Annotated in this window: 29 protein-coding genes and 1 riboswitch; all 29 genes read left to right on the forward strand. The window is 50.2% G+C overall.

Features of this window, described 5'->3' with window-relative positions; genetic code table 11:
* The first annotated feature begins 167 nt into the window (after positions 1-167).
* The 29 genes from spoIIR to ACTHRH_RS05880 all read left to right on the forward strand — a co-directional run bounded on the left by spoIIR (position 168) and on the right by ACTHRH_RS05880 (position 26,189).
* The gene (spoIIR, locus tag ACTHRH_RS05740) at positions 168-908 is read left to right on the forward strand and encodes a stage II sporulation protein R (RefSeq protein ID WP_440414520.1); all 741 of its coding nucleotides are present in this window, start codon (positions 168-170) and stop codon (positions 906-908) included.
* A 600-nt stretch (positions 909-1,508) separates the two neighbouring features.
* A complete protein-coding gene (locus ACTHRH_RS05745; RefSeq protein WP_440414522.1) occupies positions 1,509-2,624 on the forward strand; it encodes an L-threonylcarbamoyladenylate synthase in 1,116 nt (371 codons plus the stop codon).
* A gap of 446 nt (positions 2,625-3,070) precedes the next feature.
* Positions 3,071-3,631 (forward strand): manganese efflux pump MntP, encoded by a 561-nt coding sequence (locus ACTHRH_RS05750; protein ID WP_144941562.1) that lies wholly within the window; start codon positions 3,071-3,073, stop codon positions 3,629-3,631.
* Positions 3,632-3,778: 147 nt separating this feature from the next.
* Positions 3,779-4,363 (forward strand): low molecular weight protein arginine phosphatase, encoded by a 585-nt coding sequence (locus ACTHRH_RS05755; protein WP_379291071.1) that lies wholly within the window; start codon positions 3,779-3,781, stop codon positions 4,361-4,363.
* Positions 4,364-4,480: 117 nt separating this feature from the next.
* A riboswitch (ZMP/ZTP riboswitch) is annotated at positions 4,481-4,561 on the forward strand.
* 116 nt (positions 4,562-4,677) lie between these two features.
* Positions 4,678-5,136, forward strand: coding sequence for a ribose 5-phosphate isomerase B (rpiB, locus tag ACTHRH_RS05760; RefSeq protein ID WP_144941558.1), 459 nt, complete (start codon positions 4,678-4,680; stop codon positions 5,134-5,136).
* Positions 5,137-5,241: 105 nt separating this feature from the next.
* Positions 5,242-5,856: a TIGR01440 family protein gene (locus ACTHRH_RS05765; RefSeq protein ID WP_379291069.1), complete on the forward strand. Its 615-nt coding sequence runs from the start codon at positions 5,242-5,244 to the stop codon at positions 5,854-5,856.
* A 247-nt stretch (positions 5,857-6,103) separates the two neighbouring features.
* Positions 6,104-7,354 (forward strand): serine hydroxymethyltransferase, encoded by a 1,251-nt coding sequence (glyA, locus tag ACTHRH_RS05770; protein WP_144941553.1) that lies wholly within the window; start codon positions 6,104-6,106, stop codon positions 7,352-7,354.
* A 306-nt stretch (positions 7,355-7,660) separates the two neighbouring features.
* Positions 7,661-8,290 carry a uracil phosphoribosyltransferase gene (gene upp / locus ACTHRH_RS05775; RefSeq protein ID WP_144941551.1) on the forward strand — a complete coding sequence of 210 codons (630 nt, stop codon included), beginning with the start codon at positions 7,661-7,663 and terminating at the stop codon, positions 8,288-8,290.
* Positions 8,291-8,347: 57 nt separating this feature from the next.
* Entirely contained in the window at positions 8,348-9,490 is a 1,143-nt protein-coding gene (wecB, locus tag ACTHRH_RS05780) for a non-hydrolyzing UDP-N-acetylglucosamine 2-epimerase (RefSeq protein ID WP_440414526.1), read from the forward strand.
* Between the two features lie 242 nt (positions 9,491-9,732).
* Positions 9,733-9,966 carry an AtpZ/AtpI family protein gene (locus ACTHRH_RS05785; RefSeq protein ID WP_379291064.1) on the forward strand — a complete coding sequence of 78 codons (234 nt, stop codon included), beginning with the start codon at positions 9,733-9,735 and terminating at the stop codon, positions 9,964-9,966.
* The gene (locus ACTHRH_RS05790; protein ID WP_379291062.1) at positions 9,959-10,354 is read left to right on the forward strand and encodes an ATP synthase subunit I; all 396 of its coding nucleotides are present in this window, start codon (positions 9,959-9,961) and stop codon (positions 10,352-10,354) included. The genes ACTHRH_RS05785 and ACTHRH_RS05790 overlap by 8 nt, the downstream gene beginning before the upstream one ends.
* 9 nt (positions 10,355-10,363) lie before the next feature.
* Complete coding sequence (gene atpB / locus ACTHRH_RS05795) at positions 10,364-11,143, forward strand: F0F1 ATP synthase subunit A (protein ID WP_379291060.1); 780 nt, start codon at positions 10,364-10,366, stop codon at positions 11,141-11,143.
* A gap of 95 nt (positions 11,144-11,238) precedes the next feature.
* Positions 11,239-11,454, forward strand: a complete 216-nt coding sequence (gene atpE / locus ACTHRH_RS05800; protein ID WP_144941541.1) for a F0F1 ATP synthase subunit C — start codon at positions 11,239-11,241, stop codon at positions 11,452-11,454.
* 108 nt (positions 11,455-11,562) lie between these two features.
* A complete protein-coding gene (atpF, locus tag ACTHRH_RS05805; RefSeq protein WP_379291057.1) occupies positions 11,563-12,048 on the forward strand; it encodes a F0F1 ATP synthase subunit B in 486 nt (161 codons plus the stop codon).
* Positions 12,045-12,596: a F0F1 ATP synthase subunit delta gene (locus tag ACTHRH_RS05810; RefSeq protein ID WP_379291055.1), complete on the forward strand. Its 552-nt coding sequence runs from the start codon at positions 12,045-12,047 to the stop codon at positions 12,594-12,596. The genes atpF and ACTHRH_RS05810 overlap by 4 nt, the downstream gene beginning before the upstream one ends.
* A 16-nt stretch (positions 12,597-12,612) precedes the next feature.
* Positions 12,613-14,127 carry a F0F1 ATP synthase subunit alpha gene (gene atpA / locus ACTHRH_RS05815; protein ID WP_144941535.1) on the forward strand — a complete coding sequence of 505 codons (1,515 nt, stop codon included), beginning with the start codon at positions 12,613-12,615 and terminating at the stop codon, positions 14,125-14,127.
* Positions 14,128-14,181: 54 nt separating this feature from the next.
* A complete protein-coding gene (gene atpG / locus ACTHRH_RS05820; RefSeq protein WP_144941533.1) occupies positions 14,182-15,045 on the forward strand; it encodes an ATP synthase F1 subunit gamma in 864 nt (287 codons plus the stop codon).
* A gap of 127 nt (positions 15,046-15,172) precedes the next feature.
* Positions 15,173-16,579, forward strand: coding sequence for a F0F1 ATP synthase subunit beta (gene atpD / locus ACTHRH_RS05825; RefSeq protein WP_144941531.1), 1,407 nt, complete (start codon positions 15,173-15,175; stop codon positions 16,577-16,579).
* A 139-nt stretch (positions 16,580-16,718) separates the two neighbouring features.
* The gene (locus tag ACTHRH_RS05830) at positions 16,719-17,117 is read left to right on the forward strand and encodes a F0F1 ATP synthase subunit epsilon (protein WP_144941529.1); all 399 of its coding nucleotides are present in this window, start codon (positions 16,719-16,721) and stop codon (positions 17,115-17,117) included.
* Positions 17,118-17,423: 306 nt separating this feature from the next.
* Positions 17,424-17,792: an NADH-quinone oxidoreductase subunit A gene (locus ACTHRH_RS05835; protein WP_144934350.1), complete on the forward strand. Its 369-nt coding sequence runs from the start codon at positions 17,424-17,426 to the stop codon at positions 17,790-17,792.
* A complete protein-coding gene (locus ACTHRH_RS05840; protein ID WP_379291051.1) occupies positions 17,777-18,295 on the forward strand; it encodes a NuoB/complex I 20 kDa subunit family protein in 519 nt (172 codons plus the stop codon). Before ACTHRH_RS05835 ends, ACTHRH_RS05840 begins: the two co-directional genes overlap by 16 nt.
* A complete protein-coding gene (locus ACTHRH_RS05845) occupies positions 18,292-19,197 on the forward strand; it encodes an NADH-quinone oxidoreductase subunit C (RefSeq protein ID WP_379291049.1) in 906 nt (301 codons plus the stop codon). Before ACTHRH_RS05840 ends, ACTHRH_RS05845 begins: the two co-directional genes overlap by 4 nt.
* A gap of 3 nt (positions 19,198-19,200) precedes the next feature.
* A complete protein-coding gene (locus ACTHRH_RS05850; protein ID WP_379291047.1) occupies positions 19,201-20,301 on the forward strand; it encodes an NADH-quinone oxidoreductase subunit D in 1,101 nt (366 codons plus the stop codon).
* The gene (gene nuoH / locus ACTHRH_RS05855; RefSeq protein WP_144934344.1) at positions 20,301-21,311 is read left to right on the forward strand and encodes an NADH-quinone oxidoreductase subunit NuoH; all 1,011 of its coding nucleotides are present in this window, start codon (positions 20,301-20,303) and stop codon (positions 21,309-21,311) included. Before ACTHRH_RS05850 ends, nuoH begins: the two co-directional genes overlap by 1 nt.
* Positions 21,312-21,335: 24 nt before the next feature.
* Complete coding sequence (gene nuoI / locus ACTHRH_RS05860; RefSeq protein WP_379291045.1) at positions 21,336-21,791, forward strand: NADH-quinone oxidoreductase subunit NuoI; 456 nt, start codon at positions 21,336-21,338, stop codon at positions 21,789-21,791.
* Positions 21,784-22,311, forward strand: coding sequence for an NADH-quinone oxidoreductase subunit J (locus ACTHRH_RS05865; protein ID WP_144934341.1), 528 nt, complete (start codon positions 21,784-21,786; stop codon positions 22,309-22,311). Before nuoI ends, ACTHRH_RS05865 begins: the two co-directional genes overlap by 8 nt.
* 2 nt (positions 22,312-22,313) lie before the next feature.
* A complete protein-coding gene (nuoK, locus tag ACTHRH_RS05870) occupies positions 22,314-22,625 on the forward strand; it encodes an NADH-quinone oxidoreductase subunit NuoK (protein ID WP_150959293.1) in 312 nt (103 codons plus the stop codon).
* A 59-nt stretch (positions 22,626-22,684) separates the two neighbouring features.
* Entirely contained in the window at positions 22,685-24,574 is a 1,890-nt protein-coding gene (nuoL, locus tag ACTHRH_RS05875; RefSeq protein WP_440414534.1) for an NADH-quinone oxidoreductase subunit L, read from the forward strand.
* 16 nt (positions 24,575-24,590) lie between these two features.
* On the forward strand, positions 24,591-26,189 hold the full coding sequence (locus ACTHRH_RS05880; RefSeq protein ID WP_379291074.1) for a complex I subunit 4 family protein: 1,599 nt from the start codon (positions 24,591-24,593) through the stop codon (positions 26,187-26,189).
* Position 26,190 lies beyond the last annotated feature (1 nt).

Here is a 26,190-nt window from a genome sequence, read left to right on the forward strand (position 1 = left end):
TTTCATAAATCAGGTTCCCAAGCCGACAGCCACCCCCCTATATTGGGCTGCTAAGGACTCTTCTTAAAGGATTCTATCAATCTACTAAAAATATTGAGATATAGTATAACTCCTTCTCGGGAAGGCCATACTGGATAGTAGGCATTCAGGAGAGGAGATAGATTCCAATGGTAAGAAGAGTATCCTTTCATAAATACGCTTATATCGCTTTTGCCCTTATTGTTCTGTTATTTTGCTGGGAATCGAACAAAACCAACGCGGCTGTCTTCCAATCGGGTATTCCGGAGGAGGCGATCCGCCTAAGAATATTGGCCAATTCCGATTCGGTGCAGGATCAGGCGATCAAACGTTTGATCCGCGATGCGATCGTTGAAGAGATGAACGGCTGGGTAACCGGCCCTGCCTCTATTGAGGAAGCTAGGGAGCAGGTGGAAGCACATTTGCCGGTTTTTCGTGAGTTGATTGCAGAAATTCTGGAAAAACGGGGCTACGACTACGAATTTAAAGTAGAGTTGGGAAGCGCTGAATTTCCGACCAAGCTCTATGGCAGCCGCGTATATCCGGCCGGAGATTACGAAGCTCTTAAAGTTACATTAGGCAGTGGCCAGGGACAGAACTGGTGGTGCGTGCTCTTCCCGCCGCTATGCTTCGTTGACGTTGCTTCCGGTCAAGCCGTCGCCCAAGACAAGGAGGACTCCACTTCATCTAAAGGGAAGAAGGAGGAGGGACAAGGTGCTTCTCAGCTTGCCAAGGATACCAAAGGCGGCGATGGGCAAAGCAAGGCTCAGCAGGAGGACGACTCGCTTCGGCAAGCTTCTCTCCAGGCACCGGCTGACCGGGAGGTAAGGTTTTTCCTGTGGGATCTGCTTCAAGGCTTGCTGTCCTGGGTTAAAGGATGGTTTGCGTAGGCACCAATTCAATAGTGGGACGGTAGCAAGATAGGCAATTTCGGATGAACGGGTTTCAAGCGGAGCAGCCTATGACAGGCTCAAAGCTTGCGTGTTCAATCGATTATAGAAAAGATGCATTTTTACATCTTTTAGGCAAATCTTATATTCCATCGGAAATATTCCTGCAAAAATGCCTCTTTTTGATCTAGTCTGTCCCATTTCGGGTATAGTTGGTTAAGAATTGGCGCACAATTGCAGGCTTTTTCTCTAAATCGGGTTGGCTTGATTGGAAAAGATGCACTTTTGCGCTTTTTACCTATTAGGAAGAGCGAGGGCTCGAATCGGGACATTTTATGATTATTGATCCCTATGCCGCTTGTTCCGCGCCATTACTTATAAAAATGTCGGCGATTTTTCAAGTGATCCCCCTTTTTGGATCATTATTGTGCCGTACGACCTTCCGAATCTCTCCATCCCTACTAAACATCTCACTCCTAGCGGGGATGGTTGATTTCTGTTTACAATGTTGTTAGCGGTTGGGTACAATAAAGTCGCTCCCGAGCGGGGCTAGGATAGAAATGAAATAAATAAACATAAATGATAAAGGATGAACCGAAGATGACTAAAGTGTGGATCATGAATCCACAGACGATAGAAGCTGCGGATTCAGGCTTGCAGGAAGCCGCCCGTTGGCTGCGGGAAGGAAAGCGAGTCGCATTCCCGACGGAGACCGTCTACGGTCTCGGAGCGGATGCCCGCAGCGCGGAAGCGGTGGCGGGTATCTTCGCGGCCAAGGGCAGGCCGTCGGACAACCCGCTGATTGTCCATATAGCCGACAGGTCTCAACTAGGCGATCTGACGGATGCGGATCGCCTCGACGAGACCTCCCGGCGTCTAATGGACGCCTTCTGGCCCGGCCCGCTTACGCTGGTGCTGCCGGCCAAGCCCGGCGCCGTCGCCGCCAACGTGACGGCCGGCCTGCCGACGGTCGCGGTCCGCATGCCGGACCACCCGGTCGCCCTGCGCCTCATCGAGGCGGCAGGCTGCCCGGTGGCGGCCCCGAGCGCGAACCGCTCCGGCCGGCCGAGCCCGACGCGGGCGTCGCACGTGCTCGCCGACCTGGACGGCCTCATCGACGGAATCGTCGATGGCGGGCCGACCGGGGTCGGCGTAGAGTCGACCGTCGTTGAGGTGGTCGACGGGATCGTGCACGTGCTGCGCCCTGGCGGCGTTTCCGCCGAGGAGCTGCGCCGCGTGGCCGGCCGCGTGGAGGCTCGCGGCGAGCTCTCTGCGGCGCTGGCCCGCTCCGGCGAGGGCCGGCCTTCTTCCGGGCAGCTGGCGGAGGAAGAGGCTGCTCCGAAGTCGCCCGGAATGAAGTACGCGCATTACGCGCCGCGTGGCCGGCTCACAGTGGTCAGCGGAGATTCGCCTGACCGGATATCCGCATGGATACGCGAACAATTGCGCAAGGCCTCTGCGGAAGGAGAGAGGACCGGGGTCCTTACGTTCGAAGAGCATTGCGAACAATACGGCTCCGAAGCGGATGTGGTAGTGGCCGCGGGGAGTCTGCAGAGCCCCGAAACCGTCGCCAGAAATTTGTATGGAGCGTTAAGATCGTTCGATGAACAGAACGTCACCGTTATTTATGCGGAAGCCTTAGAGGAAGAAGGGATCGGACTGGCGGTAATGAACCGTCTTCTGAAGGCGGCCGGTCATCGGATTAAGCTCGTTTAGGCCTCCGCTGCCTTACCCGGTTTCGGTGAGAACGCAGCAAGGACCAACAGAAATGCAGTCTTTGAGGAGATATTAGTTAAAATGCGCGAATGACCTGCAGTTTTGCTCGTCTTTCCCGGGATTTACATATTTTCGTAAAAAAGACATGCACATTTGCATGTCTTTTTATCACCATTTCCTCCCGAATACAATCAGCGCCTCAGAATGCGCCGGGAGAGGCGTGCGTTGTTAAAAGGTGCTAAAAGCCAACAAATTAAGCGATTCCTTCTCCCAGTATCGCGATTACGAAGGAATACACTACGTTACTTGGATGAAGCCATTCCCGACTTAGCCCTCGTAGACGATAAACCTAAATTTAATATAAGGCTTGGGACAGACTTATAGTATGTTTACCCCCTTGTCCGCATATGTTTGGAAAGAAGAAGAGTGGACAGGGGGAAGGCCGCATGATTCTGGGTACGCTCGATTGGGGGCACGTTGCGACACTGCTGTTGATGGCGTTCGCTTTGGGAATGGACGCTTTTTCTTTGGGGATAGGCATAGGCTTCAGGGGAATTCGGCTGCTAAGTATTCTGAAAGTGAGCTTCGTGATCGGACTATTCCATATATTGATGCCTCTTATGGGAATGCTGGCAGGCCATTACGTCGGCTATCTGTTGGGTGAGGTAGCCACATTGGCCGGAGGAGGGCTTCTCATTTTGCTCGGGGGGCATATGATCTATAGTTCCTTGCGGGGAGAATCCGTACATACCCTCGATTTCCGGAATGCCTGGGGACTTCTGCTATTCGCCCTGATGGTTAGTGTAGACAGCTTTTCAGTAGGAGTCTCTATGGGGATGTTCGACTCCGATGTTTTACTGACGGTTCTCCTATTCGGTTTTTTTGGCGGGACAATGTCCGTTATCGGTCTATGGCTCGGAAGAAGGATGGGCTATTGGGCGGGCAATTACGGCGAGGCAATAGGAGGCGCCATCCTGCTAATGTTCGGAGTTCAGTTCATTCTCTGATTGTTCGCTTCTTGGCGGATGAGGTACAATAGTCATACGATTTGCCATACTAGGTTTTGTTGCAGGAAGAACAGGCAGGCTTATCGTTAAATGAGCCCGGATGAAAGGGAAAGAAGCGGGCAATCCTTAATAAGGAGGTGTGAACGAATGGTTAACCGCATTTTATTTGTCTGTACAGGTAATACTTGCCGCAGTCCGCTGGCTGAAGGTATGCTGCGGCTTATGGCGGAAGAAGCGGGCCTTCCTCTGGACATTCGTTCAGCCGGAACGGCCGCTTCGGAAGGCTGTCCGATCTCCCCTCATTCCCGTCAAATTCTTCAGTCCAAAGGGATGCAGGAGATGCTTCTGTCCTCTCCCGTATCCGGTGAGCATGTGAACTGGGCAGAGCTTATTCTGACGATGACCATGGGGCACAAAAGATCGCTCATTCAACAATATCCGGAAGCCGCGGATAAAACCTTCACCTTGAAAGAGTACGTCCGCCACGAAGAGGAAGCAGCCGCCGAGGCAGAGAAGGAAAGGGCGGTGGCTGAATGGGAAATCCAGAAGGCGCTCAACCCCAGCTTGTCAGGGGTGGAAATGCCGCCATGGCTGGAATGGTCGGCGACTTCCTCCGATTATGATATCTCGGACCCTTTCGGAGGCTCCTTCGATGTTTATAAGCGCTGTGCGGATGAAATTGAGCTTTGTCTGCGGAGACTGCTCGATAAATTAAAATCATCACAACAATAAATTATAAAGGTGCCTTTCATTATCACTGTTTGTAGTAATAAAAAACGACTTTACAAAGGCCAAAAGGAAGCTTTACAACCTGCCGCCTTATAAGGTATTATGGGGGTAACGTTAATCAGAACCCGATGTAACTGGCGACAAGTGGGAATAACCACAATGGAGCATCGGGGGATACGGCCGGTCGCCTGGGCAAAGAGCAACGTCGTGCACGCACGCCGCCTGCTCTTTTTTCTATTTTAACAGCTTGGGTATACTAACGGACACTGAACCGTGATCGGCTAACGGTTATCGGTCGACAAGGGAGGTAAAAGTTGATGAAAATTGCGATTGGCGCGGATCATGCCGGGGTACGGCTGAAGGAGGATATCAAGCAGCAGGTGATTGCCCTTGGACATGAAGTCGAGGATTTGGGATGCCATTGTTCCGACTCCGTCGATTATCCGGATTATGCCCTCAAGGTTTGTGATCAGGTAGTTTCAGGTCAGGCGGATAGAGGAATTCTCATCTGCGGCACCGGGATCGGGATGTCCATAGCCGCGAACAAGGTACCGGGGATCCGCTGTGCGCTCGTTTCCGATCTGTTCTCGGCCAAAGCGACCAGAGAGCACAATGATACCAATGTTCTGGCTTTAGGAGAAAGAGTGGTCGGGCCGGGGGTTGCCCTGGAAATCGTCAAGGTTTGGCTGGAGACGGAATTCTCTCAAGGTTCCCGTCACGAAGGCCGGGTAAGCAAATTGAAATCCATCGAAGAGAAATATTCCATTCACCCCTAACGGATAAGGTTCGCCTGAAACAGTCCGTGTTGAGTACTGAATGCCGGTATTCTGAATTAAGTGGGATCATTTTATTAATTACAGGGTGGAAGGAGGCGGGCCGGAATGGCCGATTCCAGATCCGACGACTATCCAGTGAACGAATCCCTTCTGAAAATTACAGAAGATGTAAACCTCATTCTGAGAGAACTTCTCGAAGCCGGCCATATTCAAGATGGGCAGTTGGTCGTTGTCGGGACGAGTACCAGCGAGGTTATGGGGCGGCGAATAGGCTCCGCAGGTGCTATGGGTGTAGCTGAACGTATTTTTGAAGGCGTGATGAAAGCCCGCGAGAAGGTGCGGTTTTATCCGGTTTTTCAATGCTGCGAGCATCTGAACCGGGCTCTCGTCCTCGAGAAGGAGGCGCTGGCTTCGTACCCTTCGCTGGAGCCGGTATCCGTTATTCCTGTCCCCAAGGCCGGCGGTTCTATGGCTGCCTACGCCTATAACCACTTGAACGAGCCGGTTGTGGTCGAGACCGTTCAAGCCCATGCGGGAATAGATATCGGCGATACATTAATCGGCATGCATCTGCGCAAGGTGGCGGTTCCCGTACGCCCTTCCATACGTTCCGTAGGTCAGGCCCATGTTGTTATGGCCTATACCCGTCCCAAGCTGATTGGCGGGGCCAGGGCGGTCTACACGAAGCAGGAACCTTCGAATGAAGGAGCCTGCCTCTAGAATCGGCGAAACGCTATAGGGCATTGACGGCTCTTAGAGGCTGCAGGGTTTCCTTAAAATTTAAAAAAAGCACCTAACGGATCTTCTTCGAAGACGAATAACCCGGTTTTAAAGGTAGCTTTTACGCGCCTGCCCAAAGGACGGCGATAGCCGTTTATCCTTATCTTGAAAATAGACAGATTTTTTCGACATAAGTTTTATGCCAATAACCATCATTTATAATACGATCATTGGGAGGAAAATGAGGATGGAACATTTACGTACTGCCGATCCGGAAATTTTGAAGGCTATGAATCTGGAGCTCGGCCGGCAACGCGGCAAAATTGAATTGATTGCTTCCGAAAATTTTGTCAGTGAAGCGGTTATTGAAGCTTTGGGCTCCGTATTGACCAATAAATATGCGGAGGGCTACCCGGGCAAGAGATTTTATGGCGGCTGCGAATATGTGGACGAAGTAGAAACGATCGCTATTAATCGGGCCAAGGAAATATTCGGCGCGGAACACGCCAACGTACAGCCTCACTCCGGTGCACAGGCTAATATGGCCGTTTACCTGGCGACTATCAAGCCTGGAGATACCGTGCTGGGAATGAATCTGGCCCACGGCGGACATCTGACTCACGGCAGCCCGGCGAACGCTTCCGGCATTCTCTATAATTTCGTGGCTTATGGTGTTAACGAGGAATCGTTCCGCATCGATTATGACGAGGTTCGGAAAGCGGCGTTCAAGCATCGTCCGAAGATGTTAGTAGCCGGAGCGAGCGCTTATCCGCGCACAATCGACTTTGAAGCGTTGGCTGAAATTGCGAACGATGTGGGAGCATTATTTATGGTAGATATGGCTCACATTGCCGGTCTGGTGGCCGCTGGCCTGCATCCGAATCCGGTGCCCCATGCTCATTTTGTCACGACGACCACGCACAAAACTCTCCGCGGTCCCCGTGGTGGTATGATCCTGTGCCGCAAAGCTTGGGCCAAGGAAATTGACAAAGCGGTATTCCCCGGATCTCAAGGCGGTCCGTTGATGCACGTTATAGCAGCCAAGGCGGTATCTTTTGGTGAAGCGCTGAAGGATGACTTCAAGACCTATTGTCAAAATATTATCAGCAATGCTCAAGTGCTGGCTGAGGAACTGATGGCTGAAGGGCTCAATGTTCTGACCGGAGGCACGGACAATCACTTGATGCTTGTGGATCTTCGCAACATTAATCTGACGGGTAAGGAAGCTCAGAATCTATTGGATGATGTGGGAGTGACGGTTAACAAGAACGCCATTCCTTTCGACCCGACGAGCCCGTTCGTTACGAGCGGTATTCGGATCGGTACCCCTGCCGTTACTTCCAGAGGAATGGGACGGGAAGCTATGAAGTCGATTGCCCAAATCATCTCTCTGGCATTGAAAAATCCGAAGGACGAGGCCGTTCACGACAAGGTCCGCGGTATGGTTCAGGAATTGACGGAGCAATATCCGCTTTATTCGGGTCTCAGATACGAATAAGGCTGCTTGATCTCCCCGGGCGACAGGTCATTCTACCCTGTTTGCCCGGGGAGTTTTCCTGTTTATCCGGAAGATAGGAGGGTGCCGGTGGATGTCCTTCTAGACTATGAGCAGAGGCATTATATGAAGGGGAATGCCTCTTTTTTTTGTCGGATATTTTCATATTATTTGTGGTATAATGAACAAGGTTTATGGCAAAAAGCTGCTGATCGAATACTCCATCGGGCTGCGTTGTGAAGGCATTAGAGGACAGAGGCTCAGTCATAAATGAAAGAAAGACACACCTGTATGGGAGGATTTAATTTTATGGGCAAGGTCTTTATATGCGACCATCCGTTAATTCAACACAAACTTACCTTTATACGTGATGTTAATACTAAGACCAAAGATTTTCGCGATTATGTCGATGAAGTGGCTACTCTGATGGCCTACGAAATTACAAGAAATATTCCGCTGGAGAAGGTAAAGGTCAGAACGCCGGTTTCAGACGCCGATGGCAAGATCATCTCCGGCCGGATGCTGGGGCTGATCCCCATCCTCAGGGCGGGACTCGGAATGGTAGATGGAATCTTGAAGCTGCTCCCGGCGGCGAAGGTCGGACACATCGGATTATATCGTGATCCGGAGACCCTGCAGCCGGTAGAATACTATGTTAAGCTGCCTACCGATGTTACCGAGCGCGAGCTGATCGTCATCGATCCGATGCTGGCGACCGGGGGCTCGGCGAATGCTTCCATCCAGCTCTTGAAGGAAAGAGGCTGCAATCAGATCAAGCTGATGTGCCTGATAGCCGCTCCGGAAGGAGTCAAGGCCGTACAGGAGGAGCATCCGGACATCGATATTTATGTGGCGGCCATTGACGATCGTTTAGACGAACACGGCTATATTATTCCCGGCCTCGGGGATGCCGGAGATCGTCTTTTCGGCACGAAATAAACACTTTTTACCGACAGACTACCTGCGGGTTACATGTAAATCGGGAGGGGGATAATCATGAAGAAAATAAAGGTGATGACCGTATTCGGAACAAGACCCGAAGCCATCAAGATGGCTCCGCTGGTCAAGGAATTAGAGAAACATCCCGATCAGATAGAGTCGCTTGTATGCGTTACGGCCCAGCATCGTCAAATCATGGACCAGGTGCTGGAGGTATTCGATATTAAGCCGGACTATGATCTGGATGTGATGAAGGACCGCCAGACATTGGCCGAGCTGTCCGTCCGGGTGCTGCAAGGTCTGGAGCCGGTCTTCCGTGAAGCAAAGCCGGATGTTGTCTTGGTCCACGGGGATACGTCAACGACATTTCTCGCAAGCTACGCCGCTTTCTTGCAGCAGATTCAAGTAGGCCATGTGGAGGCAGGATTAAGAACATGGAATAAGCTGTCTCCTTATCCGGAAGAAATGAACCGCCAGCTGACCGGGGTGCTCGCCGATTTGCATTTCGCTCCGACAGAATGGTCTGCGGGTAATCTGCGCAAGGAGAACAAGCCCGAAGACGGAATCTACATTACCGGCAACACGGTGACGGATGTTCCCCAATATACGGTTAAAGAAGGTTACACCCATCCGATGCTCGAATGGGCGGAGGGCAAGCGGATGATTCTGATGACGGCTCACCGCAGGGAATCGCAGGGCGAGCCTCACCGTCAAATTTTCCAGGCTGTCCGCCGGATCGCCGATGAGTTCGAAAATATTGCAATTGTCTATCCGGTCCATCCGAATCCAGCCGTTCTGGAGCCTGCCCGCCAATATTTAGGAGATCACCCGCGGATTCGCTTGATTGAACCATTGGATGTCGTAGATCTTCATAATTTTTATCCTCATACTCATTTGATAGTGACCGACTCCGGGGGATTGCAGGAAGAAGCTCCGTCCTTCGGGATTCCCGTGCTTGTCCTTAGGGATACCACTGAGCGGCCTGAAGGAATTGAGGCGGGGACGCTCGAGCTGGTCGGCACCAAGGAAGAGGATGTTTATGGAAGGATGCGGGCTTTGCTGACGAACGAAGAACTCTATGGTAAAATGAGCAGGGCGGCAAATCCTTATGGTGACGGACAAGCCTCCCAAAGGATTGTTCAAGCGATTCTTTATCACTTTGGGTTATCGTCACAAAGACCACAACCTTTTAAAGTGTAATAAGTTAAAGTCTACCATACACCATACAGTTGCACTGTTTAGTTGGCGATACTGAAAAATCCAGATTTTATAAGGCTTTTTTGTATGCTGTTCACGAAATGTTTGGATTTTAATGAATTGACAAACAGGACCGCGCTTTATTAAAATGAATTAGGATTGCTGCGCAAATTACCCGAATAAAAACGATTTCATAGGCAGGTTCCTTTTTGTCCGTTTACGTCACTGACGATAGGAGAAAAAGTATGAAAAAGCCTAACCCGAATGATAATCCATGGCGGGCCGCGGGAATGGTCAGTGCGATCGGCGCTGATCTTATTGTATGCATACTGCTTGGATATTTTGGAGGTTCGTTTGTGAGCGATCGATTCGGCTTATCCCCAGCCTGGAAAGCCGGAGGACTGATTATAGGTCTGTTTGTCGGCATTGTCAGTGTCGTGTTTCTGATCAAGCGATTTCTGGAGGACACGAATGAATGATTTAACGGCCTATATGAAAACCGTTTCCCGTGCCGCCATGTTTTTTCTGGCTATTTGTCTGCTCGTCTGGGCTCTCGTGCCTCAAGCCAAGCCTTATGCGGCCGGACTTGTCCTCGGAACGGTCATCAGTCTGATCAATGCCCGATTGCTGGGAGCCAAGATCCAGGCGATTACAAGGCTTGTCATGGAGAATACGGGGAAGCGGATCAATTCGGGTTTTATCTCTAGGGCCTGCATGGCTCTGATCGGAACGATGATTTGTGTCAAGTTTCCGCAGTTCGATTTGATTTCCATGATCATAGGTTTATTCTTTGTTCAGATGGCAACACTCCTGATGGGAATCTTGTCGTATTTCAAAACCAATAAAGGCATGCGTGGAAAGGGGTGAAAATGATCGATGCATAGCTCTCCTTTGCTAGAGATTGGCGGTCTTACAATTGATCTGTCGACTTTTTTCGTCATTATCGTAGCTGCGATCATCACTTTTATCGTTGCTCGCTTGGGTGTCCGGAATCTCTCCGTCGAGAATCCTTCCAAGATGCAGAATTTTATGGAATGGTTGGTTGAGTTTGTTCATAATACCATTGCCAGCACCATGCCTTTGAAGAAGGCGAAGGCCTTCGTTTCGTTAGGTCTTACCTTGATAATGTTCATTTTTATATCCAACGTGCTGGGACTGCCGTTTGCTGTCGTTACGGGGCATACGGAGCCTGTCGAGTTTATGGGGATGCCGATAGTTTCTGAGGATGCTATTCAGGAAGGGCAAGCGAAAGGGCACGAGGGAGCCGAGGTGCTGTGGTGGAAATCCCCGACAGCCGACCTTTCGGTGACGATGGGGCTTGCGGCTATCGTGTTTGTTCTGGTCCACTATCTGGGCTTGACACGGAACACCAAGCATTACCTCAAGCATTACCTTGAACCTTATCCGATATTCTTCCCGCTGAACTTGATTAAAACTATCTTCCAGCCGGTTACTTTAGGTCTTCGTTTGTTCGCGAACATTTTTGCGGGCGAAATTTTGATAGCGACCATTATCATGGCGGGAGCATTTGGTATTCCGCTGTTGGCCGTGTGGCAAGGCTTCAGTATTTTCGTCGGGGCAATACAGGCCTTCTTGTTCACTATTTTGACGATGGTCTATATTTCTCAGGCATCTGTCCATGAAGAAGGACACTAACCTTTGTCGAGCTCTGTCGGAGGACACGAGACTTTCCTTGGGCATGAGATCAGATATACTATTATAACTTAAACAATTTGGGAGGTTTTTTAACAATGGAATTTTTAGCAGCAGCTATTGCAGTTGGTTTGGGTGCTTTCGGCGCCGGTATTGGTAACGGTATGATTGTCAGCAAAACAGTAGAAGGAATCTCTCGTCAGCCTGAGCTGCGCGGTACTTTGCAAACGACGATGTTTATCGGGGTTGGTATCGTTGAGGTTGTTCCTTTGATCGGGGTCGTTCTGGCATTCTTGATGTTCTTCAGCAGCTAATTCCACATAAGCCCGAAGCTTGGCGGGGAGGGCCTGGGCCATCCACGCCTTCGTTTTGCTTAAGGTTGCATTCTTGGAACGTCGTCAAGTAAGGAGGGAGTGACACGAATGAGTTTTCATTGGGAATCTACAGTATTTGCGATTATCGCTTTCTTGATTTTATATTGGTTGCTGAATAAATTCGCTTTCGGTCCTTTGTTCGGAATGATGGAGAAGCGGAGAGAGATGATTCAGAGTCAAATCCAATCTGCGGAATCCAACCGTCAAGAGGCCGAGAAGCTGATCACCGAGCAAAGACAGGCAATTCAGGAAGCCCGCAAGGAAGCGCATGAAATTATTGAACAAGCCAGACAAATGAGCGTGAAACAGGCGGAAGAGATCGTTCAGGCGGCAAGAGACGAATCCAACCGCATTAAAGAGGAAGCGATTAAGGATATTGCCAACGAGAAAGATAAGGCTGTAGCCGCTCTGCGCAGTCAAGTAAGCGCCATGGCTGTTATGATCGCCTCCAAAATTATTGAAAAGCAGATCGATGAGAAATCCCAGCAGCAGCTGATCGATCAATATCTTAAAGAGGTGGGAGGCAAGCTATGAGCAGCGATACGATCGTAGCGAAAAGGTACGCCAAAGCGCTGTTTGAGATTGCTCAAAGCCGGAGCCTCGTCTCTCAGGTAGAGGAAGAATTGAGATCGGTTGTTGCCATTATCGAACAAAACGAGGATTTGTACGAGTTTCTGCTGCATCCGAAATTTGATCTGAACGATAAAATTAACCTTCTGTCCCGGGTGTTTAAAGACAGCGTCTCCGATATTGTGTTCAATACGATATGCCTTTTGATCGAGAGAAGGAGAGGAACGCTGTTCCATGTTCTGCTGGACTATTACATCAGCATTGCCAACGAAAGACTGGGGCAAGCGGATGCTACCGTCTACTCTCCGGACGCTCTGAATGAGCAGGAGAATCAGGCGATCGCTGCACAGTTCGGCAAATTGATCGGCAAGACCATACGTGTCCATAATGTAGTTGATTCCAGCCTGATCGGCGGGATTCAGGTGCGGATTGGCGACCGGCTGTATGACGGAAGCTTGTCCGGCAAGCTTGCACGGATGGAAAAAACGTTGAAGCAAACTCAAGCAATGTAGATAGGGGTGAGGTTCGTTGAGTATCAGACCTGAAGAAATAAGCTCTCTGATTAAACAGCAGATTGAACAATATCAATCCGATATTCAAGTAGTCGACGTGGGAACCGTCATTCAAGTCGGGGACGGAATTGCCCGTGCGCATGGCCTCCAGAACGTTATGGCCGGCGAACTGTTGGAATTTTCCAACGGGGTAATGGGAATGGCCCAGAACCTCGAGGAAGATAATGTCGGGATCATTATCATGGGTCCTTACAAAGATATTCGCGAAGGCGATCAAGTTAAACGGACGGGCCGCATTATGGAGGTTCCGGTAGGCGAAGAGCTGCTGGGCCGTGTAGTTAACCCTCTTGGCGAGCCGGTAGACGGCAAGGGGCCGATCGCTACGAAAGCGTTCCGGCCGGTGGAAGCGCCTGCTCCTGGTGTTATTGACCGTAAATCCGTTCATGAGCCGATGCAGACCGGAATTAAAGCGATCGACTCGATGGTTCCAATCGGACGCGGACAGCGGGAATTGATCATCGGTGACCGTCAAACCGGTAAGACGACGATTGCCATCGATACGATCATCAACCAGAAGGGCAACGGCGTGAAATGTATTTACGTAGCTATCGGACAGAAGCAATCGACTGTTGCTCAAGTTGTCGAAACGCTGCGCCGCAACGGTGCAATGGATTACACCATTGTAGTTACGGCCAGTGCGTCCGAGCCCGCTCCGCTCCTGTTCCTCGCTCCTTATTCCGGATGCGCGATGGGCGAATACTTCATGTATAAAGGCGAGCACGTTCTCGTTATTTATGACGACTTGACCAAGCAAGCCGCAGCTTACCGGGAACTGTCCCTTCTGCTTAGACGTCCTCCGGGCCGTGAAGCTTATCCCGGTGACGTGTTCTATCTACACTCCCGTTTGCTGGAGCGTGCGGCTAAGCTGAACGATGAGCTGGGTGGAGGCTCCTTGACGGCGCTGCCGTTCATTGAAACCCAAGCTTCCGACGTGTCGGCCTATATCCCGACGAACGTTATTTCGATTACGGACGGACAGATCTTCCTGGAGTCCGACCTGTTCTATTCGGGACAGCGTCCGGCTATCAACGTCGGTATTTCCGTTTCCCGGGTAGGGGGATCGGCCCAAATCAAAGCCATGAAGAAAGTAGCCGGTACATTGAAGCTGGATCTGGCTTCTTACCGTGAGCTTCAGGCTTTCTCCCAGTTTGCTTCCGATTTGGATAAAGCGACACAAGCCCGCCTTAACCGCGGAGCCCGTACGCTTGAAATTTTGAAGCAAGGCGTTAACGAATCCATGGCGGTAGAGAGACAGGTAGTCAGCATCTACACAGCCGTTAAAGGATATTTGGACGATATTCCGGTTAAGGACGTCCTTCGGTTCGAGAAAGAGTTCTTGGCGTTCCTGGATATGAGTCACCCTGAAATTCTGGCGTCGATCCGCGATACGAAAGACTTGACGGCGGATAATGAGAAGGCGCTGGGTGCGGCTATCGAGAAGTTTAAAAAAGGGTTTTCCGTATCTGAGTAACGATTCACAACGATTCTGACTTGCACCGGGCAAGTTCAAAGGCGGTGAACATGAATGGCTAAAGGTATGCGTGATATAAAGCGTCAGATCAAAAGTAAGCAGAGCATGAAGCAGATTACCCGGGCGATGGAGATGATTGCCGCCAGCCGGTTGAAGAAGGCGCAGGATGCCGCATTGGCATCCCGGCCCTATGCCGACAAGCTGAAGGAAGTCATTTCTAACGTTGCGGCCGGGACAAGGGATGTTCAGCATCCCATGCTGCAGAAACGGGAGATTAAGAAAACCGGTTATTTGGTGATTACATCTGACCGTGGAATGGCGGGAGGATATAACTCCAACCTGTTGAGGAAGCTTACTCAGACGCTGCAGAGCAAGCATAAATCTTTTGACGAATACTCACTGTTCGTGATCGGGCGCAAGGGCCGGGATTTCCTGACGAAGCGCGGGTACCCGGTCGTAGAGGAAGTAGTTGGTCTGTCCGACTCTCCGAAGTTTTCCGATATTAAGACGATTGCCAATGCTGCTGTCCGCTATTTCGAAGAAGGCCATTGCGACGAGTTGATACTGGTTTACAACCAATTTATCAATGCCCTCTCGCAAAGACCGATAGAGAAGAGCGTGCTCCCTCTTGTAGAGGTTGAGGATAGCGGCCATGCTCGGACGGAATATGAGTATGAGCCTTCTGCAGAGAAGGTATTGGAAGTACTGCTGCCCAAATATGCGGAAACTCTTGTGTACAGTGCTGTACTGGAGGCAAAAGCCGGGGAATTCGGGGCAAGAATGACAGCTATGGGAAATGCGTCGAAAAATGCATCCAAGCTCATTTCCTCGCTGACCCTTCAGTACAACCGGGCACGTCAGGCTGCTATTACCCAGGAAATATCGGAAATTGTTGCCGGTGCGAATGCCCAGGTATAACCCCGGCAGCCTAACAAGATTCGGCTTATTCCTACAAAATTTGCAGCACTATATAGATTTCAAAGTTCAGCTTAAGCTTACGAAGATAGCTTCTTACCCCGGGTAAAAAGCTTTAGGAGGGAAAAGAATGAACAAAGGACGCGTTTTGCAGGTTATGGGTCCGGTCGTCGACATTGAGTTCGAGCGCGGACAACTGCCTGAGATTTTAAATGCGGTCAAGATTCATAAGCCATCCACTTCCGCCAACGATCCGGAAATCAATTTGACGGTGGAAGTGGCGGTTCATCTGGGAGATAACGTAGCTCGCTGTATCGCTATGTCCTCCACGGACGGATTGGTTCGCGGAATCGAAGCACTGGATACAGGGGCACCGATTTCCGTGCCGGTAGGTAATGCCACGCTGGGCCGCGTGTTTAACGTATTGGGCGATGAAATTGACAATGCCGGAAAAGTGGACAGATCTCTGACCAGCCCGATTCATAAATCGGCTCCTGTATTTGAAGAACTGACCACCCAAGCGGAAATTCTGGAAACCGGAATTAAAGTAGTAGACCTGCTGGCCCCATATGCGAAGGGCGGTAAGATCGGTCTGTTCGGCGGTGCCGGAGTTGGTAAAACCGTTATTATTCAGGAATTAATTAATAACATTGCCCAGGAGCACGGCGGGATTTCCGTATTTGCGGGCGTTGGAGAGAGAACGCGGGAAGGAAACGACCTGTACCACGAGATGAAGGATGCAGGCGTTATCGAGAAAACCGCGATGGTATTCGGACAGATGAACGAACCCCCGGGTGCCCGTCTTCGCGTAGCTTTGACCGGTCTGACAATGGCAGAGCATTTCCGTGACGAGGAAGGTAAAGACGTTCTTCTGTTCGTAGACAACATCTTCCGTTTCACCCAAGCGGGATCTGAGGTTTCGGCCCTGCTTGGACGGATGCCTTCTGCGGTTGGTTACCAGCCTACTCTGGCAACAGAGATGGGTCAGCTGCAAGAGCGGATTACGTCAACCAAGAAAGGATCGGTTACTTCGATCCAGGCGATTTACGTTCCGGCGGACGACTATACGGACCCGGCTCCGGCAACGACATTCGCTCACTTGGATGCAACGACCAACCTGGAGCGTAGAATCTCCGAGATGGGAATTTACCCTGCGGTAGACCCGCTCGCTTCCAGCTCCCGGATTTTGACACCGGAAGTAGTTGGCGAAGAGCACTATAATGTAGCTCAAGGCGTTAAAAGAATTTTGCAGCGCTATAAGGAGCTGCAGGATATTATCGCAATTCTGGGTATGGACGAATTGTCCGATGAAGATAAGCTGACCGTTCAACGTGCACGTAAGATCCAGAACTTCCTGTCCCAGAACTTCCACGTTGCTGAGCAGTTCACGGGTAATCCCGGTAAGTACGTTCCGGTTAAAGATACGGTTCGCAGCTTTAAAGAAATTCTGGAAGGAAAGCATGACGATTTGCCGGAGGCAGCATTCCTGTACGTTGGTACGATCGAAGAAGCTGTCGAAAAAGCTAAAAGTATGTAACGGATAGCCTGTGAAATGGTTTTTAAAGGCCTGTATCGTCGGCAGAAATCGACACGGGCTTACGAAGTGGTGTTTTCTGGCTGAGCTTCATCCTCGTCTGGATGAAGCTTGAACCGGGAAACTCTCAGGAGGGATCGGCATGAGTACCTTTTTCTTAGAAGTCGTTACACCCGAGAAAGTTCTCTACGGGTCTGACGCCAATATGATCGTTGTTAAGGGAGTAGAAGGGGAACTTGGAATTTTGCCGAACCACATTCCGATGGTCTCTCCTTTAAAAATCGCTCCGGTCAGAATCAAAAAAGGGAATACGGAAGAGGTTCTGGCCGTCCATGGAGGATTTATGGAGGTTCGTAAGGATAAGGTAGTCATTCTTGCGGAGAGTGCCGAATATCCTGGCGATATCGATTTGGAAAGAGCGAGAGCGGCCAAGGAACGTGCGGAGAAGTATTTGGCGAAGAGAGATGAGTTTGACTATCGCCGGGCCGAGTTGGCGCTTCAGCGTGCGCTGACCCGTTTGGAAGTTGCCGGTAGAAAGTAACCCCGAGAATGAAGTGCGAGGGACAATCCTTCGCGCTTTTTTTTGTGCATGGCTACATTTTCCTGATTTTGGACATTTGGCGGTTAATAATGGGCAATAGATGTGGGCTTCGGGCTTTTTCAAAATATAAGAAAGTATAAGTTTTCATCTATACCTGTTCTTAGTATTTCATCGGTAAACGCGCCCGTCCTAAGGACGGCTTATAGCAGTTTATCCTTGATGTGTTATTTCATTAGACACTATTTTCCCCATTTGTTATAATTGTGGGGATTATTCATTTCAAGAGACTGGAGGGAAACGGCGAGAATGCAGTATATTAACAATTACGTAATTGTCGCCATTTTCGTTTCGTTAGGCGTACTGCTCCCAGTAATCGCTCTGACGATCGGCAAGCTTTTGAGACCTAATAAACCGCACGAAGAAAAATTGACCACCTATGAAAGCGGTAACGTACCAGTGGGAGAAGGTCAAGTTCAATTTAATATCCGCTATTATTTGTTTGCTTTGATGTTCGTAATTTTTGATGTGGAAGCCGTCTTTCTTTACCCGTGGGCCGTAGCTTATCATAAGCTAGGGCTGTTTGCGCTTGTAGAGATGCTAATCTTTATTTCCTTGCTGGTTGTGGGGCTAATCTATGCTTGGAAGAAGAAGGTGCTGAAATGGAATTCCCGTTAGAGTCTATTCGTCCGGAGGAAAGACAGGAGCTGGAGAGAACTGTTTTTTACTCGACTATAGAGCAGGTCAAGGGTTGGGTTAGGAGCAATTCCTTATGGCCGCTCACTTTCGGTTTGGCTTGCTGTGCCATTGAGATGATGGGAGCCGGTGGCCCCCACTATGACTTTGACCGCTTCGGCGTCATGTTCCGTACCTCGCCCAGACAGGCGGATGTCATGATCGTGTCCGGGACGGTGACTAAGAAGATGGCCCCTCTCATTCGCAGGCTGTATGAGCAGATGCCGGAACCGAAATGGGTTATTGCCATGGGCTCGTGTGCAACAGCCGGAGGGCCTTATGTCCGGTCGTATTCGGTCGTCAAAGGAGTAGACCAGATTGTACCTGTCGATGTTTATATTCCAGGCTGTCCGCCTAATCCCGCAGCGTTGATTTATGGGGTAATGAAGCTGCAGGAGAAAATTCGTTACGAAGCGAAAACCGGGAAGCAGGTGACGAATCTGTGAGTGAGGATAAGAAGGAGCAGGGGAAGAGAGAAGATATTCCATCTGAGGAGCCGAGACAACAGGACCATTCGAAGAACAGCGGCGAAGTCTCATCTGGTGATTCTGAAGCGGTCAAGGCGAAAGCTGAAACAAGCCCTCCTCCCGAATCGGAACAGGATAAAATTATGAAACCGCTTGCGGGGGAGAATGCGGCCAGCCCACCTCCCAGAGCCGCGCGGAGTACCCGGAATCAAGCGGAGAGCCCGAAACCAGAGGCTTCCGAGCAGAAGACTGCTTCAGAGCCTTCCGATTCCGCGCCTAAGGAAGGAAAGGTACAGGCTGCAGAGGACCGCGAAGCCAAGCTGAAGAGAGCCGCGGAGGCGCGTGCCGCCAGAGCGGAAGCCAAGGCTAAGAAAGAAGAGGCGGAAGTTCCCAAGGAGCCCTCTCCGATGCAGCCTTTATTGGATAAGTCGGTACAATGGATAAGGGATAAAGTCTCTCACGAGGCCGTTGAGGATGCGTTTATTAACGAATTAGACGGTCATCGGCCATACATTTTCATCAAGAGCGATTATTGGGCGGAAACAGCGAAATTCGTTCGGGATCATGAGCATTTTCAATTGAATTATTTACGGAATGTTGCCGGGATCGATCAGGAAACGCATATGGAAGTTGCGTACCATTTAATTTCTTTGAACACGAAGCAGGAGTTTTTGTTTAAGGTTAAGACCGACCGGGAGCAGCCTGCCGTTCCTTCTGTTACTTCCGTATGGCAGGGGGCAAATTGGCAGGAAAGGGAAATTTACGATTTGCTGGGGATTGATTTTCCGGGGCATCCGGATTTAAGGAGAATTATGATGCCGGACGATTGGGTCGGTCACCCGCTGCGCAAAGATTATGAACCGATTGATCCGGAGGTGTAACGATTGATACGGACAGAAGAGCTGCTGCTAAACGTAGGACCACAGCATCCCAGCACGCATGGAGTGTTCCGCATCATTGTCAAACTGGATGGAGAGGTCATTAAGGAAGCCATCCCGGTTATGGGTTATCTTCACAGAGGGACAGAGAAGCTGGCCGAGAATTTATCCTATACTCAAATCATACCTTATACGGACAGGATGGATTACGTCTCGGCCATGACCAATAACTATGTGCTTGTTCATACGGTGGAGAAGCTTCTGCAATTGGAGGTTCCCGAGAGAGCCGAATTTCTACGGCTTATTGTCATGGAGCTGCAGCGGGTTGCCAGTCATCTGGTCTGGTGGGGGACTTACCTGCTCGACATTGGGGCGATGAGCCCGTTCCTGTTCGCCTTTCGCGATCGGGAAATGATTATTAATTTATTCAATGAGCTGTGCGGGGCCCGATTAACTTATAGTTATATGAGGGTAGGGGGCGTCAAATGGGATGCTCCCGAAGGCTGGATTGATAAAGTACGAGATTTCGTGCCGTATATGAAGAAAAAAGTCGAAGAATACGATCAGTTGGTGAGCGGCAACGAAATCTTTCTGGCCCGAATAAAGGGAATCGGTCAATACGATGCGGAAACTGCCATCAGCTATGGGTTAAGCGGAGCCAATCTCAGATGCACGGGTGTGAACTGGGATTTGCGTAAAGCTCAACCTTATTGCCTCTATGACCGATTTGAATTCGACGTTCCGGTAGGCAAGAACGGGGATTGCTATGACCGCTATTGCATTCGGCTGGAGGAGATCAGGCAATCGCTTAGCATCCTGGAACAAGCTTTGGAGCAGTTCCCCGAAGATGGGCCAATTATGGGTAAGGTACCGAGAGTCATCCGCGCTCCGGAAGGGGAAGTTTATGCGGGAATTGAATCGCCACGCGGGGAGATTGGATGTTATATTATATCCAGAGGGCGTGATAAGCCTTATCGATTGAAGTTCAGAAGGCCTTCATTTATCAATCTGCAAATTCTTCCTAAACTGCTGGTAGGGGAAACGATGACCAATCTGATTACGATTCTCGGCGGGATAGACATCGTTGTTGGGGAGGTGGACAGCTAATGGCCAACTGGTTTCTGGACGCGTTAACGTGGAAGAGCTTCACTATTTATTTTCTGTTATCCGTGGTACTGCTTCTCGTCATCCTGGGTTATGTGACCTATGCCATCTATTTCGAGCGGAAGGTGATCGGCTGGATGCAGAGCAGACACGGTCCGAACCGGGTGGGCCCACTAGGGCTGCTGCAGACGGTGGCCGATGTCGCCAAGCTGTTGATGAAAGAGGATACGATTCCGAAGAAGGCGGAAAGACAGCTATTCATTCTCGCGCCGATCATCGCATTCGTTCCTTCCTTTGCCGTATTAGCCACCATTCCTTATACACAAAACATATATTTCGCCGACTTGAATGTCGGTGTGCTCTACTACGTCGCCCTGTCAGGGATATCGACCATCGGAATTATTCTGGGAGGCTGGGCCTCGAACAATAAATATGCGCTTCTCGGCGGCATGCGCTCTGCGGCACAGATGATCAGCTACGAAATTCCGCTCGTGATTTCGGTGGTTGGGGTCATTATGCTGTCCGGCAGCATGCAATTAACCACCATTGTAGAAGGTCAAAGCGGAGGTTTCTGGCACTGGAACTTCCTGCCCCAAATCATCGGCTTTGGTGTATTTGTCGTGGCTGCGGTTTCGGAACTGAACCGGACCCCCTTTGACCTGCCCGAAGCTGAATCGGAGCTGGTTGCGGGTTATCATGTAGAGTACAGCGGCTTTCGCTTTGCCTTCTTTATGCTGGCGGAATATGTCTACGTCTTTGCCATTGCTTCGCTGACTACCGTTCTGTTTCTGGGCGGCTGGCATGCGCCGTTCCCTTTTCTTGATTTCGTGCCGGGCATCATCTGGTTTTTGCTGAAATTCTCGTTTATTGTCTTTTTCCTGTTCTGGCTCCGGGCTACTTTCCCACGGGTGCGAGTGGACCAGTTGATGGGGTTGGGCTGGAAGGTGCTGCTTCCGCTGGCCCTGCTTAATATTATTATAACCGCCGTCTTCTACGAAATTTTTGGCCGGTAGAGCGAGCCGAAGGGAGGAGATCTCATGAAAGGCTTATTGAAAGGACTAGGCGTGACCTTCAAAAATATGACCCGGAAGAAAGTGACTTACGCTTATCCGGATGTTCCGCTGAAAATGCCCGATCGTTTCCGGGGAATTCAGTATCTGGATCCTGAAAAATGTATTGTATGCAATCAGTGTGCCAGAGTCTGTCCGACGGAGTGCATCACCTTGGTAGGCAAGCCGAACCCCGATCCGGAGTCGAAAATAGCCCGGGTACTGGAAACGTTCGACATCAATTTCGAAATATGCATTCTTTGCGATTTTTGCACAGAAGTATGTCCGACGGAAGCGATAGTGATGACGAATAATTTCGAACTAGCGACTTACAGCAGGGATGATTTGTTCAAGAACATGCAATGGCTGTACGAGAACGATCAGAACATTCGACAGGAAAACCATTCGTCGTCTCCTAAAGGGGGGGCGAAGAAGGATGCTTAGCAATATTGTCGAATTTTTCTCGAACGGAAGCAATCTGGTGTTTTTTGTCTTTGCCTTGTTGATTATCGGGGGAGCGATCTTCATGATCAGCTTCACCAAAGTGGTTCATATGGTCGTGGCGCTGGCCTTTTCTTTTCTAAGCCTGGCAGGCTTGTACGTGCTGCTTGAAGCGGAATTTGTAGCTTTTGTCCAGGTGTTGATCTACGCAGGGGCAGTATCGATCCTGATGATCTTCGGAATTATGATGACCAAGCATCGGGATGAAGACAAGGCACCCCCTCCCCGACAGACGCATAACATTCTGCTCGGAATCGGTATCCTGGGTTTGTTCGGAATTTTGTTCTATGCCATCCAGACAGCGGATTTTCCCGTGGAGAACGTGTCGTTGGCACAGGATAACACACTGGAGATCGGAACGCGTATTTTTACCGATCATGTCATCCCGTTTGAATTAATGTCGGTGCTGCTGACCGTAGCCTTCATAGGAGCGATTGTCGTGGCCAAAAGAGAGGAGGATTGACGATGAGCGGCCTTATTTCTCCTTATTTAACCTTGGGAGCCATTCTTTTTTGTATCGGTCTCTATGGAGCACTTTCCAAAAGGAACGCCATCATTATCTTGCTTTCGATTGAATTGATGCTGAACGGGGTCAATCTTAATCTGGTAGCCTTCTCGAAGCTGGGGATCAACCCTTCCTTGACCGGTCAGGTGTTCTCTTTATTTGCCATAACCGTTGCGGCGGCGGAAGCGGCTATCGGGGTAGCTATTCTGATTATGCTCTACCGAAATCGGGGAACATCGAATGTCGATGAAATGAACTCGATGAAGCATTAGCCTAATCTTTAGAAAAAAGCCTCTTTTGTCTAACAACCATAAGGAGGAACAATAAATCCATGGAATTGGACATTTCACAATATGCGTGGTTAATCCCGCTAATTCCGTTATTGGCTTTCCTGGTCCTGATCGGCGTAGGCCGGCAGGCTAAAGATACGGGCGCCTACATCAGCATTCTAGCCTCGGCCGTTTCATTCATCCTGGCTGTGCTCGTCTTGATCGAAAGGCTGGGAGGCCCGACCGAAAATTATTTATGGACCGGAATTCAATGGCTTAAAATCGGCGATCTGTCCGTAAAATTCGGATTCGAGATTTCCAATCTGAATGCTCTCATGCTCGTAATTGTATCTACAGTCAGTCTGCTCGTTAACATATATTCCAAAGGTTATATGCAGGAGGACGAAAGAAAGTCGGCCTTTTTCAGTTATTTATCGTTATTCACATTCTCGATGCTTGGCTTGGTCATGTCGCCTAATCTTCTACAGATGTACATATTCTGGGAATTGGTAGGGGTATGTTCGTTCTTGCTTATCGGCTTCTGGTATTATAAACCGGAAGCGAAGGCCGCGGCCAAGAAGGCTTTTATTGTGACGCGAATCGGGGATGTGGGCCTTCTTCTGGCCATTTTGCTTCTTTTCTGGTATATGCCTGGTCATGCTCTGGACTTCTCATCCATACATAAGGTATTCGCTCTCCAACCGGATATAGCTCCCGGCATCGTTACATGGATTGCCATATTAATCTTTGTCGGCGCCGTCGGGAAATCAGGGCAATTCCCGCTTCACGTCTGGCTGCCGGATGCAATGGAAGGCCCGACTCCGATCAGTGCGCTTATTCACGCTGCAACGATGGTCGCTGCCGGTGTTTACCTGGTCGCCCGCACCTTCGATATTTTCCGGGCGTCGCCGGATGCCTTGACAGTGGTTGCGATCGTAGGAGCCTTCACGGCCATCTTTGCAGCCACTATAGGAACGGCACAGAACGATATCAAGCGGGTACTCGCTTATTCTACCGTCAGCCAATTGGGGTATATGATGATGGCGCTGGGGATAGGTACATGGGTATCTTACACGGCGGGAATTTTCCATTTGTTTACCCATGCATTCTTCAAGGCTCTGTTGTTCTTGGCTGCGGGCAGTGTCATTCATGCCGTGCACACGCAGAACATTAACGAAATGGGCGGATTGGCGGGCAGAATGAAGATTACAACCTGGACCTTCGCCATCGGGGCACTGGCGCTTGCAGGTGTGATTCCACTATCCGGGTTCTGGTCCAAGGACGCTATCCTGTCCGAGGCTTATCATCATAATCAGATGTTATTCTGGGTCGGGTTAATTGCGGCTTTCTTCACGGCCTTGTATATGTCCAGATTGTTCTTTCTCGTCTTTACCGGTCGGCCCAAGACCGAGCATGAAGTGAAGGAGTCGCCGGCATCCATGACCTTCCCGATGATAGTTCTTGCTGTGCTTGCGGTCATCGCCGGGTTTGTGTTTATTCCAGGGCTTAATCCCTGGTTTGGAAATTGGCTTGCACCGGAGGCGGTCGAGGAGTCGCTGAATTGGATCGTAGTGATTCTTTCCAATTTGGCAGCTATTCTTGGAATCGGTTTGGGGTGGGCGATTTATGGCAAAGGCAGCTTGTCCAGAGAAATGGTTTCGGAGAGAGCACCTTGGCTGTATCAGTTGGTCAACCGAAAATATTATATCGATGAGCTGTACAGCCGGATCCTTGTTCGTCCGCTGAAGGTTTTGGGGAAGCTTCTCTACGGGATAGACCGGTCCGTAGTCGATGGTCTGGTACGGCTGGTAGCGGGGTCTGTCGTTTCGCTCGGACGTCTCGGAACGAAGCTGCAGAACGGGCAGGTCCAGACTTACGGGCTCGTTACACTCCTTGGCTTTGTTGCTTTAGCATTGGTTTTGGCCGGAAGGAGGTTTATCGACCTTGGCTAATTTACCTATCCTGAGTATGATTGTCTTTGCTCCGCTGCTGGGCATCCTGGTTCTGTTATTTATCCCTAACCAGCAAGGCCGCTGGATCAAATGGATTGGAATCGCCGCAACGCTGATACCATTAGTATTGGCGGGCTGGCTGTATGTTGATTTTAATCAGTCTGACGGAGGGGATCAGTACGCCGAGAGCTATAGCTGGATCAACATTCCGCTAAATTCAGAGCTGCTTTTTAACGAGCAGGGCACTTTCCACCTGAAATTCGATTACAGCCTCGCGGTAGACGGATTGTCGCTTCCGCTGGTGTTCTTGACAGCGCTCGTTGCTGCCATGGCGGCTCTGGCCTCGTTCTCAATTAAGAAACGGTGGAAAACTTACTTCATCATGTTCCTGCTGCTGGAGATCGGGATGTTGGGTGTATTTATGGCCCGGGACTTGTTCCTGTTCTTCGTCTTCTTCGAGGTCACGCTGGTTCCGATGTTCTTCCTGGTAGGCATATGGGGATACATGAATCGGGAGAAGGCCGCCAACCGTTTCCTGCTTTATAACGGAGTAGGATCCGCCATCATGCTTATTGCTTTCCTGATTGTGGTGACGACCGCCGGATTTGCTCAAATAGAAGGACCCGATGGAACGTCGGTTTATTTCACCGGAAGCTTGTACGAGATTTCAAACCATTTGTTTAATGAACCGCAGTCCTTCGTCAATACAGATCATCCACAGAGCCCATTCTTTATGACGGAAGGGTTAAAATGGGCGCTCTTCCTGATGCTGCTCATAGCCTTCGGCATCAAGCTGCCGATGTTTCCTTTCCATACCTGGATGCTTAAGGTCCATACCGAAGCTCCACCGTCTGTTGTTATGATTCACTCCGGTATTCTGCTTAAGATGGGAGCGTATGGATTAATTCGCTTCGGGATCCTGCTATTTCCGGAGCAGGCCAAGGAATGGGCATTCGTACTTGCCTTGTTGGGGTTAATTAACATTTTGTACGGGGCCGTACTGGCTTTTGTACAGAAGGATTTCAAGCTTGTGTTGGCCTATTCCAGTATCAGCCATATGGGCATAGTCCTGCTCGGTTTAGCCGCCTTTAACGAAATCGGCATGCAGGGGGCGGTTTTCCAGATGGTGTCGCATGGGTTGATATCTGCACTGATGTTCCTGCTTGTAGGAAGTATTTATGAGAGAACGCAGACATCAATGCTGGAGCAACTCGGAGGGATGGCGGCATCTGTGCCGTTTATGAGCGGCATCTTGCTCATATCGGGTATGGCTTCCCTGGGCTTGCCCGGCTTGTCAGGCTTTATCAGTGAATATCTTTCCTTCCTCGGCTTATTCGGCTCCATGAAGATCATCACGGCCATCAGCTTGCTGGGGGTTATTCTAACAGCTGTATATGTCCTCCGTGCGGTTATGAAGATTACTTTCGGTCCAATGCCGGAGCAGTATAAGAGCCTTCGCGACGCACGTTTGATTGAAGCGGTGCCTATGGTCACCCTAGTCGCTTTCATTCTGCTGCTTGGGATTTATCCGGGCATTCTCAGCCAGCCATTGGACACAACCATAAGCGGCTTGAACCAGTTTATACAACAAGTAACTGTAGGATTGGGAGGGTAGA

This window comes from Paenibacillus sp. SAFN-117 (genome assembly GCF_051966115.1).
GTDB lineage: Bacteria > Bacillota > Bacilli > Paenibacillales > NBRC-103111 > Paenibacillus_L > Paenibacillus_L residui.